We start from the raw sequence: 15,848 nt of genomic DNA on the forward strand, positions 1-15,848 counted from the left end.
ATGCACTGCCCTGAATGTGATCATAAGATGATTGTAAAAAAATAATTCAGCAACTAAAAGGCAAATGCAAAATGTTGGCTATTACGATAGTCCTTTTTGTCGTTCCTCATAATCAACAAATTGTGACAATTCGACAGTTTTTCACATACCGCATTTCCCTGTTCCGAAACCAAAATCTTAATATATAAAAAAGACCGATACAAATGTATCAGTCTTTAATTTTAATAAGTTTAATTAAGCGTCAATTTCAGTAACGTTACCAGCACCTACAGTGTGTCCACCTTCACGGATAGAGAACTTAGTACCAGTTTCGATAGCGATTGGAGCGATCAATTCAACGTTCATAACAACGTTGTCACCAGGCATTACCATATCAGTTCCTTCTGGCAATGTGATTACACCTGTAACGTCAGTTGTACGGAAGTAGAATTGAGGACGGTAGTTAGAAACGAATGGAGTGTGACGTCCACCTTCTTCTTTAGTTAAAACATAAACTTGTGCTTTAAATTTAGTGTGAGGGTGTACACTTCCAGGTTTAGCTAATACTTGTCCACGTTGGATTTGGTCACGTGCAATACCACGTAACAATGCACCAATGTTGTCACCTGCTTCAGCAACGTCTAATTGTTTGTGGAACATTTCCAAACCAGTTAATACTGTTTTTTGAGTATCTTTGATACCAACGATTTCAACTTCGTCGTTTAAGTGAGCTTGACCACGTTCAACACGTCCTGTAGCTACTGTACCACGACCAGAAATTGTCATAACGTCTTCGATTGCCATCAAGAATGGTTTATCCATTTCACGAGCTGGATCTGGAATCCAAGTATCAACAGCATCCATCAATTCGTAGATTGATTCTTCGTATTTAGCATCTCCTTGAAGAGCTTGTAATGCAGAACCACGGATAACTGGAGTTTCGTCTCCGTCGAATCCGTATTCGTTTAATAATTCACGAACTTCCATTTCTACTAAGTCAATTAATTCTTCATCGTCAACCATATCACATTTGTTTAAGTAAACAACGATATATTTAACACCTACCTGACGTGCTAACAAGATGTGTTCACGTGTTTGAGGCATAGGTCCATCAGATGCAGCAACTACTAAGATTGCTCCATCCATCTGAGCAGCACCAGTGATCATGTTTTTTACATAATCGGCGTGGCCTGGACAGTCAACGTGTGCATAGTGACGTTTTTCTGTTTGGTATTCAACGTGTGCAGTGTTGATAGTGATTCCACGTTCTTTTTCTTCTGGAGCACCATCGATTTGGTCATAAGCTTCAGCTTTAGCCATACCTTTTTTAGCTAATACTGTTGTAATAGCTGCTGTTAATGTTGTTTTACCGTGGTCAACGTGACCGATAGTACCAATATTAACGTGAGTTTTACTTCTGTCAAATTTTTCCTTAGCCATTTATAATTTCCTCCTAAATGCTAACATATTTCATACAATAAATATTGTATTTCAGAACCAAACGAAAATCAACTAGTTTTCGTTTGAATTCTCTTTAATAATTTTTTCTGCAATACTCTTTGGAACTTCTGAGTAGTGGTCGAACTTCATAGAGTAGTTTCCACGTCCCTGAGTAAAGCTACGTAAGTCTGTAACATATCCGAACATTTCTGATAATGGAACATGTGCACGAACGATTACTGCATTTCCACGTTCTTCCTGTTCAGTGATTTGTCCACGACGACTTGAAACGTCACCCATAACGCTACCTAAGTATTCACTTGGTGCAGTTACTTCTACGAACATAATTGGTTCTAGAATAGCAGGTTTACATTTCTTTCCTGCTTCTTTCAATGCCATACTAGCGGCAATCTTATAAGCCATTTCACTAGAGTCGACATCGTGGTATGATCCATCAAATAATGTAGCTTTGATATCGATTACTGGGTAACCTGCAATCATACCATTTTCCAATGCTGCTTCCAAACCTTCTTGAGTTGGTTTGATATATTCTCTAGGTACGCTACCTCCAACGATAGCATCAACGAATTCAAATCCTTTCCCTTCGTTTGGTTCGAATTTGATCCATACGTGACCATATTGTCCACGACCACCTGACTGACGGATATATTTTCCTTCACAATCAGCAGCCTGACGAATTGTTTCACGGTAAGCAACTTGTGGTTGTCCAACATTTGCTTCAACTTTAAATTCACGACGTAAACGGTCAACAATGATATCCAAGTGAAGTTCACCTACACCGGCAATGATTGTTTGTCCTGTTTCTTCGTTTGTATATGTTTTGAAAGTAGGGTCTTCTTCTGCAAGTTTTGCAAGAGCCAATCCCATTTTGTCTTGGTCAGCTTTAGTTTTTGGTTCCAAAGACAATTCGATTACTGGTTCAGGGAATTCCATAGATTCAAGGATGATTGGATGATCTTCATCACACAATGTATCACCTGTTGTAGTAACCTTTAAGCCAACAGCAGCAGCGATATCACCTGAATAAACTTCAGTGATTTCTTTACGTGCATTGGCGTGCATCTGAACGATACGTCCGAAACGTTCTTTTTTATCTTTAGTTGAGTTTAATACATAGCTTCCTGCTGTAGCAGTACCTGAATAAACACGGAAGAAAGATAATTTTCCAACGAATGGGTCTGTAGCGATTTTAAATGCTAATGCTGAGAATGGTTGATCATCACCAGGGTGACGAACATCTGGTTCTCCATCTAATGTAGTACCCTTAATTGAAGGTACATCTAATGGACTTGGTAAGTAATCTACTACTGCATCCAATACTAATTGAACACCTTTGTTCTTATATGCAGATCCACATAATACTGGGAAAAAGTCACCATTACATACAGCAATACGTAATACACGTTTGATTTCTTCGATTGAAGGTTCTTCACCTTCTAATACTTGCATCATGAAATCTTCATCATAATCTGCTAAATAATCTAATAATTTAGCACGGTATTCTTCCATAAGATCTACCATATCTTCTGGAACTGGGATTTCAGTAATTACACGACCGAAATCTCCACTGAAGCTATAAGCTTTTCTCTTGATAATATCAATGATAGCTTCGAAGTCTGATTCAGCACCAATTGGTAACTGAATTGGACAAGATTTAGCTCCTAAACGATCGATGATTGTATTGCATGACATTAAGAAGTCAGCACCTGTAGCATCCATTTTGTTACAGAATACAATACGTGGAACGTTATATTCAGTAGCTTGACGCCAAACTGTTTCAGTCTGAGGTTCTACACCTGCTTTGGCATCTAATACTGTTACGGCACCATCTAATACACGTAAACTACGTTCAACTTCTACTGTAAAGTCTACGTGGCCTGGTGTATCGATGATATTGATACGGCATTCTTTACCAGTTCCGTCTGTCTTTTTCCAGTGAGCTGTTGTAGCAGCAGAAGTGATAGTGATACCACGTTCTTGTTCTTGCTCCATCCAGTCCATTGTACTAGCTCCATCGTGTGTTTCACCAATCTTGTGGTTTACACCAGAGTAGTAAAGAATACGTTCTGTTGTTGTTGTTTTTCCGGCATCGATGTGAGCCATGATACCGATGTTACGAGTTTCGTGTAAAGCATATTCTCTAGCCATATTTCTTTACTCCTTCTCTTACCAACGGTAGTGAGCATAAGCCTTGTTAGCTTCTGCCATTTTGTGAGTGTCTTCACGTTTTTTAACACTGGCACCAGTTCCATTAGAAGCATCGATAATTTCAGCTGCTAATCTCTGTTCCATTGTTTTTTCGTTACGTAAACGTGCGTAGTTTACGATCCAACGAAGTCCTAAAGTCAAACGACGTTCGTCGCTTACTTCAACTGGTACTTGGTAGTTGGCTCCACCTACACGTCTAACTTTCAATTCCAATTGAGGCATAACGTTTTCTAAAGCTTGTTCGAAAACCTCCATTGGTGCTTTTCCTGTTTTTACTTCTACGATTTCAAACGCGTTGTACAAAATTGTTTGTGCAACCCCTTTTTTACCATCAATCATGATTTTGTTGATCAAACGAGTAACCAACTTAGAGTTATAAATTGGGTCGACTAGTACGTCACGTTTCGCAATGTGTCCTTTTCTAGGCATCTAATTTCCTCCTTTCACGATTGATCTATTTCTTAGGTCTTTTTGTTCCGTATAATGAACGAGATTGTTTACGGTCATTTACACCAGCACAGTCCAAAGTTCCACGAACGATGTGGTAACGAACACCTGGTAAGTCTTTAACACGTCCACCACGAATCAATACAACACTGTGTTCCTGTAAGTTGTGTCCGATACCTGGAATGTAAGCTGTAACTTCCATACCATTACTTAAACGAACACGCGCATATTTACGAAGTGCTGAGTTTGGTTTCTTAGGTGTCATAGTACCAACACGAGTACAAACTCCACGTTTTTGTGGACTTGATTGGTTTGTTGGTTTAGACTGCAATGAGTTGTAACCACGGTTCAAAGCTGGAGACTTTGAAACGTTTTGACTGGCCTTACGACCTTTACGAATCAACTGGTTGATTGTAGGCATAAGATCCTCCTTTCAAAATTTTCAATTTCCAAGCAAACGAAGCCGGGTGGGTCTTGCCCATCCATTAAATATAGGCTCTTTTCAGAACCTATTTTCGCATGCAATAGTAAGATACAGTATTCGGCATGATTTGTCAATTCTTTTTTGTTGATTTTTTATAAAAATTTTTTACGCATTCTCCATTCATTAAAGTATAATATAGACAAGAATAGAGGTATGTTTATGAAACACAAAATTGTATTTTTCGACATGGACGGAACACTTTACCAAACCGAAAATGACGTTATTCAAGAAAGCACATTAGACGCTATACAGACACTAAAAGATAAAGGATATATTGTCTGTGCGGCAACTGGCCGTCCCTTAAATCAAATGAAACTTATATTACAACGCGTTCAATTTGATTATTATGTATTGATTAACGGAAGCTACATTCTAGACAAAGATTTTCAAGAAATCGGAAGCTATCCAATCTTACAAGATAATGTGAATGACTTAGTCAATTTCAGCAAAAAACATGAAACAGGTCTAATGTTTCACTTTGGAGATGCCACATACATTTACAACAACTTTTACCCAATGTATTACTTTTGTAAATACTGCAACGTACTAGATTCACTATTCTACGACCCTAGTCAGTCCTATCATTTAAGACACAAAGCCTTTAATGCCGTAGTTCTTACTAAAGATAAAAAATTAGTTGACCAATTTATGGAAGCTCATCCAAACCTAAGAAACGATTTAATTAACGTTAAAACCGATGGATTCTGCTTCGATATCTTCAATGCTGATAATGATAAATCAAAAGGCATTGAAATGATTCTTGAAAAAACAGGATTCTCATGGAAAGATACCATCTGTTTTGGAGATAGCACAAATGATATCCATATGTTAAAAAAAGCAGATATTGGTGTTGCGATGGGAAATGCGAGTGACTTTGTAAAAAGCTATGCTAATTTTACCACAACATCTACATACGATAACGGAATCTATAATGCAGTCACAAAAATATTAAAAGACGAATAAACATATATAAAAGGCATTATCGTAATTAGAATGATGTCTTTTTTAGTATCATAATAGCATCATTTAAGTACATACTCATTAAACAAAAAGAAAAAAAGCCTTTATCTAAAGACAAAGGCTTTAATAACAAATTAAGCTTAAATTACTTAATTTCTACAGTAGCTCCAGCAGCAACTAATTTTTCTTTAATTGATTCTGCTTCTTCTGGAGATACATTTTCTTTAATAGCAGCTGGAACACCATCTACTAATTTCTTAGCATCAACTAATCCTAAACCAGTGATTTCACGTACGGCTTTGATTACAGCAACTTTTGTTGCACCAACATCAGCCAATGTAACAGTTACTTCGCTAGGTCCTGCAGCTTCTTCAGCAGCAGCAGCAGCTGGAGCAGCAACAGCAGCAGCAGCTACTACACCAAATTTTTCTTCGATTGCACTTACTAAGTCGTTTAATTCTAAAATTGTTGCTTCTTCTAAATAAGAAAGAATTTCTTCTTGAGTTAATTTAGCCATTTTATTTTCCTCCTATAATTAATTACGCAGCAGCTTCTTCAGTAGCTGGTGCTTCTTCTGTTTTTACAGATCCGTTTTCTTTAGCTTCTGCCAATGCTTTAACAGTCATAGCAAATTTGATAACTGGAGCATTTAAGCAAGATGCGAATTTAGCCAACATACCTTCTTTATTAGGTAATGCAGACAATTTTTGGATAGTAGCTTCATCTACCATAGCTCCATCCACGATACCAGTTTTTAATACCAATGCTTCATGTTTTTTAGCAAATTTAGCTAATACACGAGCAGGAGCAACTGGATCTTTACCAAATGCCAATGCGTTAGGTCCAACTAAAGTTTTTGCGAAATCTTCGTGACCTAATTTTTCAGCTGCACGACGAGCAATTGCGTTACGGTAAACTTTGAATTCAACGTCTTCTTCACGCAAAGCACGACGAAGTTCTGTTACTTCCTTTACTGATAATCCACGGTATTCTACTAATACAACACTACTAGCAGCTTCCATTTTTTCAGATAAGGCGATAACATCAGCTTCCTTTTGTGCAAGGATGTCTTTGTTCATTCGATCCACCTCTTCTTTCATCTATTGTAACAATATTCAAAAGAAAAGCCCGCATCAAAGACGGGCTAATTGTGCAAAGTCAATGCATCATACCCTCGGTAACATTATTAAGCATACGCCGTTACTGTCTTTGGAATATTGATAACAATCTGTAGTTTAATTTATTTTACTAGATTTGTCAATTACTTAACGATTTCAACGTGGATTCCAGGACCCATTGTTGTTGAAACAACTAAGTTTTTCATGTATGCACCTTTTACAGTTGCAGGACGAGCCTTAGCAATTGTGTTGAAGATTGCATTGAAGTTTTCAACTAAAGCTTCATCAGTAAAACTTGTTTTACCGATAGCTAAGTTGATGTTTCCTTCTTTGTCTACACGGTAAGTAACTTTACCTTTTTTAATTTCATCAATAGCCTTAGCAACATCCATTGTTACTGTACCAGTCTTAGGGTTTGGCATTAATCCTTTAGGACCTAAAACACGTCCTAAACGTCCTAATTGACCCATCATATCTGGAGTAGCTACTAATACGTCAAAATCGAACCAACCTTTAGAGATTTTTTCGATAATATCTGCACCACCAACGAAATCAGCACCAGCAGCCTGAGCTTCTTTTTCTTTTTCACCTTGTGCAACTACACAAACGCGTTGTGTTTTACCAGTTCCATTAGGTAATACCATTGCCCCACGAATTTGTTGATCAGCGTGACGAGGGTCTACGTTTAAACGGAAACTTACTTCAACACTTGCGTCGAATTTTGTTTTACTAGTTTCTTTAGCTAATTTAACAGCTTCTTCAATTGAATAAGTTTTTGAACGATCAACCAATTTAGCTGCTTCAGCATATCTCTTACTTACTTTTGCCATTATTGATGTTCCTCCTATTCAAATCCTTCAACCTTGATACCCATGTTACGTGCAGTACCAGCAACAATACGCATTGCAGCTTCTACATCATTGGCATTCAAGTCTGGCATTTTGTACTCAGCAATTTCTTTTAATTGGTCAACTGTAATTGTACCAGCAACTACTTTTTGATCTCCACTTGCTTTTTGTACGTTTGCTGCTTTTTTCAACAAGTTAGCAGCAGGTGTTGTTTTCAATACGAAATCAAAACTCTTATCTTCATAAGCAGTAATGACAACCGGAACAATATCACCTTTACGATCTTTTGTTGCATCATTGAAAGCTGTACAGAACTGAGGCATGTTGATACCAGCACTTGCTAATGCTGGACCTGGTTTAGCTCCACCAGCTTGGAACTGCAACTTACAAACTTTTGTAACTTTTTTCTTGCTCATAAGACGTTCCTCCTATATTTTGTCCTATGCTGTGGTAATACGAACAGTTACGCATTCTCCCACGCATGCCTTTTTACTATACACCACTATAATCTGTGATGCAAGACCATTTTAAAAAAATTAGAGAAAATCATTAATTCTTTCTCATCATTCACATCCTCCTTCATACGAAGAATTGATTTTTTAAACTTATCCATCTTCTTCTGCACTCTTTCATCATCATGATCATATACTTCACTTCTCAAATCCGATTGGAATTCATAAATATCCGAACTTGCATCACTCCACACATCGTAATCTTCCGTATCATATGCATCTTTAATAATTCCATCATAATAGATATCATACATATCCTTACCCGCATCTTCATATATATTCATAGATTCCGCTCAAATCTTTGTATTTCACTTTATATGATACATCCTCATTCATAATCAATTCAGCATACTTATAAGCATATTTCCTCAATCGAATGGACAACAACTCTGTCTGTTTTAAAGCATCATCATAATACGATTTTACCTTATCTACTTTTTTCGTATATACATCAAAATCCGTTATTTTTTCACTCAAAGCATCCCTTTCACTCTCTAACTTTGTCTTTGTGGCCTCAACATCCTTGATTGCCATTTCCTCTATTTCATCTATCGTAGAAGCAGATACCTCAATTACATTCACTTTTCGTTCTGCATCATTTTTGTCAACAGGTGTACTTGTACAACCTCTAAGAATCAAACACAATCCTAAACACACTAACTTTTTCATTATTATTCACTCTTCTTTCCAAACTCATCTATTACATCTTCTAAACAACAAGGTAACTCTCCAATTATCTGAACTATATTCAATAAATTTTTTTCGCTTTGTAAATCCTCACATTTCTTATCCAACTCGCCCAACTTTCTTTGGCTCAGTTCCTTTAAATTTTCCTCACTCAAAATTTCTTTAACTTCATCCAAACTAAACCCTAAACTCGCCAACATTCTTATATCCCATAATTATCTCAACCCTTCTTCATTCTTTGAAATCACTCCCTTCTTTTCATATCTACGAATCATATTTCTTGTGATTCCCATATGTTCTTCGATTCACTTCACCTTATACTTCATTGCACAATACTCCTTTTTCAATTTACAGCCTTGTTCTTAGAACAACGCAAGCCAAAAAAGTTATTTCTTCGTTCCTTCTTCCAAACTTTTTTGCCATAAAAGAGCTTGTAAATTTCGCGAATCAAAAAAAAGCGATACACCGACCGCATTGAGTTTAAAGAATAATAATGTTAATATATCCACATGAACTTAAATACATGGATAGAAGAAAAATTTAACGCAACAAACTACACACTCGAAAAAACAGATAAAGGCATTAGTAACCACAACTATTTATTAACAATCAACGACAATAAATATATGGTACGCGTACCAAAGAAGAATCATGAATCTCTTGGTTTGCAGCATGAACACGAAAAGGAGATTTTGCCACTTGTTTCTGATTTAGATGTACCTGTTATTTTATTCGATGAAAAATCAGGTATCAAAGTAACAACTTATATTGAAGATGTAGAAACATTTGATGAATGTAAAGACAAAGACAAATTCGCAAGATGTGCAAATTTAATGAAATCTCTTCATACTAAAAAAGCTCCTTTGTTTATTTTCAACCCTTTTGGAAAGATTGAATTCTATAAATCTCAAATCAAAGAATGTATCGTATCTTTTCCAAATGAAGAAAACTTTTTAGAAGCATTAAAAAAAGAATATAAACCAAACACACTATGCCATAACGACTTTGTGCAAGGAAATATTCTTTACAGTGATACAAAAGACTATTTGATTGACTATGAATATGCCGCAAAAAACGATTATCGCTTTGATATCGCCAGCTTCTTTTCAGAAAACAACATCCATTATATTGATCAAAGAGACCAATTCTATCAAGCCTATTTTGATGGAGACATCGACCCAATGATTGATGTTCAAGTGCAAGCATTTGAAAGAATGGAAGACATCCTTTGGGGATATTGGGCAAATATGCTTTATGAACAAAGAGGCGAACAAATCTATTTTGACATCGCAAAAGACAAAGAAAAACATTACAGAGGCTAAATAGTCTCTGTTTTTTCATCTATATCCATAAATTCTTCTTCCGATAAAGAAACCGTCAAATACGTATCATCACCAATGATTTGTTTTGCCCCTTTATCATTACACAATTGTTTTGCCCTATCATAATACATTTTTGGGAGCAACATAGGATTACATAAAATGCCATTATACTCACAAATCACGATATGTTTTCCATCTTGAATTGAAACCATTTCCTTTAACGTATCGAATTTTAAATATGGCATATCCGCAACCATCAGTATGCATGCATTATTTTGACAAGCGCCCACACCTAACGCGATAGAATGCCCTTGCCCATATTCAGGATGATCATTCATAACAACATGATATCCTAATGACTCAGCCATTTCTTTTATCTTTTCATATTGTGTGACTACTATCACATCTAAAAAAGCACTTGCCTTATCAAAAGCATATTCAATAAGTTTCTTACCATGAAATTCGTACAAAAGTTTATTTGAAACAAAGCGTCTGGAAAAACCAGACGCTAAGATAATCAAAGAAATATTATTCATCTTCTTTTCCTAATAACACTTTTTCAGCAGTAATAGGCAAAGTACGAACCTGCACTCCCGTCGCATGTTTTATAGCACTAGCAATTGCACTAGTTGGTGTATTAATAACAACTTCACCAATGGATTTAGCACCAAATGGACCATTGTCTTCATAACTGCTTTCAAATTCAACGCGAACGCTTGGAACATCCACTCTTGTTGGCAACTTATACTGCAAGAAGTTACGATTACGCATCTTACCCTCATTTGAGTATGTGATATCCTCACTCAAAGCCATACCAATACCTTGTACAATACCACCTTCAGCTTGTACTCTGGCAAGATTTGGATTGATAACTGTACCACAATCAACTACAGAAACATAATCATGAACCTTGATTTCACCCGTTAACTTATCTACATCTACTTCGGCAATACCAACCATAAATGGAGGTGGACTTGTAGGTGACATGTGGGAGTCACTGGCAATCAACGCTTTGGCGATACCACCATTGAAACATGTATCCGCAAAATCAGCCAAACTCATTTCATGCGTATGATCTAATGTATAGATTTTCTTACCATCAAATTCAATATCTTCTTTATCCACATCAAAGAATCCGGCTGCCGCTTCTAAAATAGAATTTCTTAACTTTTCACAAGCCTTTACTACAGCCATACCCGTTACATACGTTGTACTTGATGCATAAGAACCCGTATCATATGGTGCATGATCTGTATCCAATGAACTAGTGACAACTTGATCTACATCACAATCCATACATTCCGCAACCATTTGAGCAAGAATCGTATCGCATCCTGTACCCATATCTGTAGCACCGATACTTAATGTATAGAAACCATCATCCTGCAGTTTAATTTCAACAGAACCTACATCAAGACCCGAAATACCACTACCTTGCATAGATAAAGAAACACCTAAGCCACGAACAAAATCACCCATATCACGTCTTAAAGGTTTATTCTTGTAGTCAATCATTTCCATCGCTTTTTCTAAACAACGATCCAACGCACACGCATTCAATTCTTCATTATAATATTGCGATAACACTTCATTTTCACGTGTCATATTTTTAAAACGGATTTCACAAGGATCCATATTCAATTCATCAGCCAATTCATTAATAATGGATTCAACCGCAAACTGTCCCTGTGTAGCCCCATATCCTCTATAGGCACCTGCTCGCATTGTATTTGTATAAACTACATCATATGTAAAACGACTGGCTTTAACATGGTTATATAAAGGCAAAGATTTATGTCCTGCCAAACCAATTGTAGTTGGACCATGCTCTCCATAAGCTCCTTGATTTGATAATGTATATAAATCTATAGCTTCAATCGTACCATCTTTTGTAGCACCAATGCGAACATGCATCTTCATTTCATGTCTTGAGTTACTAGCCGCAAAAGTTTCTTCACGAGTATAAACAATCTTACTTGGCTTTTTAAGTTTCCATGTGACAAATGCCGTGAAGATTTCACAACAAGCCGTTTGTTTAGCCCCAAATCCTCCACCAATTCTTGGCTTGACCACATTGATTTTTGACTTTGGAATTTCTAAAGCATTACTTAAAATTCTTCGAACATGAAAAGGAATCTGTGTAGAACTTACACAATTTAAACGACCATATGTATCAATGTAACAATATGAACGCATAGTTTCCATCATTGCCTGGGCATTGGCCTTTGTATGATAATCTCTTTCTAAGACCACTTCACAATCCTTTAATACTGCATCCACATCACCAACAACACTTTCTCCGCTGCTGACAATATTACGCTTTACGTCATTACCAATCTCACAAAGACACTTATAATCATCTTCCTCATGAACCACAATTGCATTATCAATAGACTTTTCAAAATTTAACAACGGTTCTAATACTTCATAATCTACTTTGATAGCTTTCAAAGCACGATCTACACAATCCTCGTTAGTTCCCGCAACGATTGCGACTTCATCACCTACATAACGAACTACATTTTCTAAGATTCTACGATCATATGGACTTGGTTCAGGATAAGATTGTCCTGCAAGAGTAAAACGAGACGTTGGAACATCCTCATACGTATACACTGCTTCAATTCCAGGAATTCTTTTCGCAATGGAAGTATCAATACTTCTAATTTTTGCGTATGCATGTGGACTTCTTAAAAGCTTAATAATCAAACAATCCTTAGGTGCTAAATCATCACAATATACAGGTTGCCCTGTAACTAAAGCCATCGCATCCTTTTTGATGACACCTTTTCCTACACTATTCATGATTTTCACCTCGACTTAAATACGCCTTGATTGCACGCATCTGCGACATATATCCAGAACAACGGCATAAATTTCCGGCTAAATAAGCACGAATTTCATCATCACTTGGATTCACTAATTCTTTTTCCATTGCCAAAACATTCATAATAAATCCTGGCGAACAGAAACCACATTGTTCAGCGCCTTGTTTAGCCATAAACATACCGAATTCACCCGCTTCTTTTTGAAGTCCTTCAAGCGTCGTAATTTCACGACCATCGCATCGAACTGTCAATGTACTACAAGAAAGAATTGGCGTTCCATCTCTTAACACTGTACATAATCCACAGTTTGCGGTATCACACCCTCTTTTTACACTGTAACAACCACGGTCTCTTAGCCAGTCAAGCAATAAAGTTTGTGGCTGTACATCATCCTGAATCAATTTTCCATTCACTTTAATTTTAACCAACATAAGACTCTACCTTTCTCAATAACTTCTGAGTTAATCCCTCAACAAGTTTTTTTCTATATTCCTTGCTTCCGCGCATATTGTCTGCACAATATACATCTAAATCAATATGATCTAAATCACAATTATAAACTTTCGCAATGGCTGGTCTTGCACCAAAACAGAATCGGTAGTGGTCTGCACACTTTGTACAAGATGCATTTAAAACACTTAAATCCGTAGCACTCCTTCTTACAGAAACAAAGGCACTCAGCAAATTTGTCTTCTTCACATAAATATATTCCACAATATCCTTTTCATATGGAAGACTCACAAATTCTTCAAGTGAAATACGCCCATGTTTATGTGTTTGTACATCACACTCTAAACATAATAAGCTACAGATGACATCACTAAAACTAAAACGCGAATATATACTTCCTCCAACTGTTGCCAAGTTTCTTAATTGTACACCGACAATATCTTTTACAGCATCTCTAAATACATAACAAGTTGCCTCATTGAAAGCTTGATGCGTTTCTAATTGCCGCAAAGTTACCATAGCACCAATTTTGAATTCTGCATCATCTTCTTCAATTTGATCCAAGCCTAATTTGCTTAAATCAATAGCGGTCGGAATCTGAATGTCTTCCATCTTCAACCAGATCATACCGCCTAGAATCATATTCTTTTTATTTTTCGTTAGTAGCGCATACGCCTCATCTAAAGATTCTGGCGATGCATAATTCATTATTCTTAACATAATGGATACGCTCTCTTTCTTTACTAAAATTTTAACACAAAAAGAAAGTGTTAAACACAATGTTTAACACCGATTTGTTAGTCTTTTTTACCAGGCAAAATTAAATTTAATACGGTTGCGATCACAAACGTCATAATAATTCCGTTTTGTGCAAAAATATTTCCAACCCAACTTGGTAATTGTGCTAGAACTGTAGGTACTTGTCCAATACCAATTCCAAGACCGATTGCCAAGGCAATAATCAAAGTGTTTCTTTCATTGAATTCAACACGCATCAATGATTGAATACCACTTACCAAAATACTCGCAAACATAATAACGGCAGCTCCACCAAGTACAGATTGAGGCATAACCGCAAATAAAGCACTTAATTTTGGGCAGAAACCGCAAAGAATCAAGAAGATAGCTCCTGTCATAATTGTAAAACGGTTAACAACTTTAGTCACTGAAACCAAACCAACATTTTGAGAGAATGAAGTATTTGGCAAAACTCCAAACAATGAGGCAACAACAGAACCTAAACCATCTGCCAAAACGCCGCCTTGTAATTCTTCAGAAGTTGCTTCACGATCTAAACCACCATTTGTGATACCAGAAACATCTCCGACTGTTTCAACTGTTGTCGCAATAAACATAATTCCCATCGCAATAATTACTTCCAAATTAAATTCCATCTTCACTGGCATAAAAGTTGGAAGTGCAATCCAAGAAGCGGTTTGAACTTGCGTAAAATCAACCATTCCTAACACAATGGCCAAGATATATCCGGCAATAATACCGATCAAAATCGAAGCATTATTCACAAAACCTTTAATTTGTTTGGCGATAATAATTACCAAAATAACAAATGAACCAACCAATAAATGTTTAGGATCCCCAAAATCAACAGCACCACTACCTCCACCAAAATAATTGATACCAACAGGAAGTAATGATAAACCAATGGAAATGATAACTAAGCTAGTAACAACTGGTGGGAATAATTTTCTTAATGGTTTGATGAAGAAACCTAACACCATCTCAAATAAACCACCAATTAAACTTGCTCCCATCAATGCACCATAACCATATAGAGCACCCATTGCTTTGGCAGTTCCAATAAATCCTGAACTAGTACCCATAACGATTGGAAGTTTAGCTCCCACTTTCCACACTGGATATAACTGAACTAAAGTAACAGCTCCTGCAATAAACATCGCATTTTGAATCAATGCAGATTTTAAATCCGGTGATAATCCAAGCATTCCTGCAATAATCAATAATGGACTGATATTTCCAAGAAACATCGCCAATACGTGTTGGATTCCTAAAGGCAATGCCTCTTTTAAAGGTACAACACCATCAAGTTCATATATCGAACCTTTTTTCACATCTTCTTTTCTCATTCTTTTCCTCCGAAAATAAAAAAGTCTCGTACAAAAACGAGAATCAACGCGACACAATAAAAAAGTAGGTTGATTCATAGTCCCTGAATTTACGGTTTAGGGGTAGAAACATCGACACCGTATTAGTCGATATATACGAAACACGTTAGGATTATATCATTAATTAAACAAAAAAAATAGGACAAATCGTCCTATTTCAGATTGTTGACAAAAGCCTATACCTTTTCGTAAGGAAATAGGCTTTTTATTGTATATAGGCAATTTTCGAAATAAAATTGTCTTTTTTTGTATATTTTGAAGGATATATTGAATTTTTTGATGGCTTTCTTCTATATTTTCCTCTCCAAAGGAACATTTTCTCCAGATTATGGCACGCAAAAATCAACCAAGCATTCTGTTGGTTTTTCTACAAGCCTTTTAACCTTGTGAAACGTTGTCC

18 protein-coding genes, 1 riboswitch and 1 other annotated feature are annotated in these 15,848 nt (G+C 36.4%); of the genes, 2 read left to right on the forward strand and 16 right to left on the reverse strand.

Annotation, left to right across the window (positions count from 1 at the left end; translation table 11 throughout):
- Positions 1 to 234: 234 nt before the first annotated feature.
- The 4 genes from tuf to rpsL all read right to left on the reverse strand — a co-directional run bounded on the left by tuf (position 235) and on the right by rpsL (position 4,516).
- Entirely contained in the window at positions 235 to 1,419 is a 1,185-nt protein-coding gene (gene tuf, locus H8911_RS05050) for an elongation factor Tu (RefSeq protein WP_003866301.1), read from the reverse strand.
- A 72-nt stretch (positions 1,420 to 1,491) separates the two neighbouring features.
- Positions 1,492 to 3,588 carry an elongation factor G gene (gene fusA, locus H8911_RS05055; RefSeq protein ID WP_117926329.1) on the reverse strand — a complete coding sequence of 699 codons (2,097 nt, stop codon included), beginning with the start codon at positions 3,586 to 3,588 and terminating at the stop codon, positions 1,492 to 1,494.
- An 18-nt stretch (positions 3,589 to 3,606) separates the two neighbouring features.
- Positions 3,607 to 4,077 (reverse strand): 30S ribosomal protein S7, encoded by a 471-nt coding sequence (rpsG, locus tag H8911_RS05060; RefSeq protein WP_003866299.1) that lies wholly within the window; start codon positions 4,075 to 4,077, stop codon positions 3,607 to 3,609.
- Positions 4,078 to 4,102: 25 nt separating this feature from the next.
- Positions 4,103 to 4,516 (reverse strand): 30S ribosomal protein S12, encoded by a 414-nt coding sequence (gene rpsL / locus H8911_RS05065; protein ID WP_117573318.1) that lies wholly within the window; start codon positions 4,514 to 4,516, stop codon positions 4,103 to 4,105.
- A gap of 222 nt (positions 4,517 to 4,738) precedes the next feature.
- Here rpsL and H8911_RS05070 point away from each other — a divergent pair, with 222 nt between their 5' ends.
- The gene (locus H8911_RS05070; protein WP_186998889.1) at positions 4,739 to 5,542 is read left to right on the forward strand and encodes an HAD family hydrolase; all 804 of its coding nucleotides are present in this window, start codon (positions 4,739 to 4,741) and stop codon (positions 5,540 to 5,542) included.
- 142 nt (positions 5,543 to 5,684) lie between these two features.
- On the opposite strand, the gene rplL is transcribed toward H8911_RS05070, so the two are convergent.
- The 7 genes from rplL to H8911_RS05105 form a co-directional block, all read right to left on the reverse strand.
- Entirely contained in the window at positions 5,685 to 6,056 is a 372-nt protein-coding gene (rplL, locus tag H8911_RS05075) for a 50S ribosomal protein L7/L12 (protein ID WP_186998890.1), read from the reverse strand.
- A 22-nt stretch (positions 6,057 to 6,078) separates the two neighbouring features.
- Positions 6,079 to 6,618, reverse strand: coding sequence for a 50S ribosomal protein L10 (gene rplJ, locus H8911_RS05080; RefSeq protein WP_117573312.1), 540 nt, complete (start codon positions 6,616 to 6,618; stop codon positions 6,079 to 6,081).
- 32 nt (positions 6,619 to 6,650) lie between these two features.
- Positions 6,651 to 6,770 (reverse strand) — a sequence feature (ribosomal protein L10 leader region).
- Between the two features lie 30 nt (positions 6,771 to 6,800).
- Complete coding sequence (rplA, locus tag H8911_RS05085; protein WP_117926323.1) at positions 6,801 to 7,487, reverse strand: 50S ribosomal protein L1; 687 nt, start codon at positions 7,485 to 7,487, stop codon at positions 6,801 to 6,803.
- A 14-nt stretch (positions 7,488 to 7,501) separates the two neighbouring features.
- Positions 7,502 to 7,921, reverse strand: a complete 420-nt coding sequence (gene rplK, locus H8911_RS05090; protein ID WP_003866292.1) for a 50S ribosomal protein L11 — start codon at positions 7,919 to 7,921, stop codon at positions 7,502 to 7,504.
- Positions 7,922 to 8,007: 86 nt separating this feature from the next.
- Positions 8,008 to 8,301: a hypothetical protein gene (locus H8911_RS05095; protein ID WP_186998891.1), complete on the reverse strand. Its 294-nt coding sequence runs from the start codon at positions 8,299 to 8,301 to the stop codon at positions 8,008 to 8,010.
- Positions 8,288 to 8,686: a hypothetical protein gene (locus H8911_RS05100; protein WP_186998892.1), complete on the reverse strand. Its 399-nt coding sequence runs from the start codon at positions 8,684 to 8,686 to the stop codon at positions 8,288 to 8,290. Before H8911_RS05100 ends, H8911_RS05095 begins: the two co-directional genes overlap by 14 nt.
- A 2-nt stretch (positions 8,687 to 8,688) precedes the next feature.
- Entirely contained in the window at positions 8,689 to 8,904 is a 216-nt protein-coding gene (locus H8911_RS05105; protein WP_186998893.1) for a MerR family DNA-binding protein, read from the reverse strand.
- Between the two features lie 309 nt (positions 8,905 to 9,213).
- Between H8911_RS05105 and H8911_RS05110 the strand changes: the two genes are divergently transcribed.
- On the forward strand, positions 9,214 to 10,026 hold the full coding sequence (locus H8911_RS05110) for a choline kinase family protein (protein ID WP_117926319.1): 813 nt from the start codon (positions 9,214 to 9,216) through the stop codon (positions 10,024 to 10,026).
- On the opposite strand, the gene H8911_RS05115 is transcribed toward H8911_RS05110, so the two are convergent.
- The 5 genes from H8911_RS05115 to H8911_RS05135 all read right to left on the reverse strand — a co-directional run bounded on the left by H8911_RS05115 (position 10,023) and on the right by H8911_RS05135 (position 15,409).
- Positions 10,023 to 10,562: a nucleotidyltransferase family protein gene (locus tag H8911_RS05115; RefSeq protein ID WP_117926317.1), complete on the reverse strand. Its 540-nt coding sequence runs from the start codon at positions 10,560 to 10,562 to the stop codon at positions 10,023 to 10,025. The genes H8911_RS05110 and H8911_RS05115 overlap by 4 nt on opposite strands.
- Positions 10,555 to 12,831 (reverse strand): xanthine dehydrogenase family protein molybdopterin-binding subunit, encoded by a 2,277-nt coding sequence (locus tag H8911_RS05120; protein WP_186998894.1) that lies wholly within the window; start codon positions 12,829 to 12,831, stop codon positions 10,555 to 10,557. The genes H8911_RS05115 and H8911_RS05120 overlap by 8 nt, the downstream gene beginning before the upstream one ends.
- A complete protein-coding gene (locus H8911_RS05125) occupies positions 12,824 to 13,285 on the reverse strand; it encodes a (2Fe-2S)-binding protein (RefSeq protein ID WP_186998895.1) in 462 nt (153 codons plus the stop codon). Before H8911_RS05125 ends, H8911_RS05120 begins: the two co-directional genes overlap by 8 nt.
- Complete coding sequence (locus H8911_RS05130) at positions 13,275 to 14,024, reverse strand: FAD binding domain-containing protein (protein ID WP_186998896.1); 750 nt, start codon at positions 14,022 to 14,024, stop codon at positions 13,275 to 13,277. The genes H8911_RS05125 and H8911_RS05130 overlap by 11 nt, the downstream gene beginning before the upstream one ends.
- A 77-nt stretch (positions 14,025 to 14,101) precedes the next feature.
- Positions 14,102 to 15,409, reverse strand: a complete 1,308-nt coding sequence (locus H8911_RS05135) for a uracil-xanthine permease family protein (protein ID WP_186998897.1) — start codon at positions 15,407 to 15,409, stop codon at positions 14,102 to 14,104.
- Positions 15,410 to 15,466: 57 nt separating this feature from the next.
- A riboswitch (purine riboswitch) is annotated at positions 15,467 to 15,568 on the reverse strand.
- Positions 15,569 to 15,848 lie beyond the last annotated feature (280 nt).

Source organism: Holdemanella hominis (genome assembly GCF_014306155.1).
In the GTDB taxonomy this organism is placed as follows: Bacteria; Bacillota_I; Bacilli_A; order Erysipelotrichales; family Erysipelotrichaceae; genus Holdemanella; species Holdemanella hominis.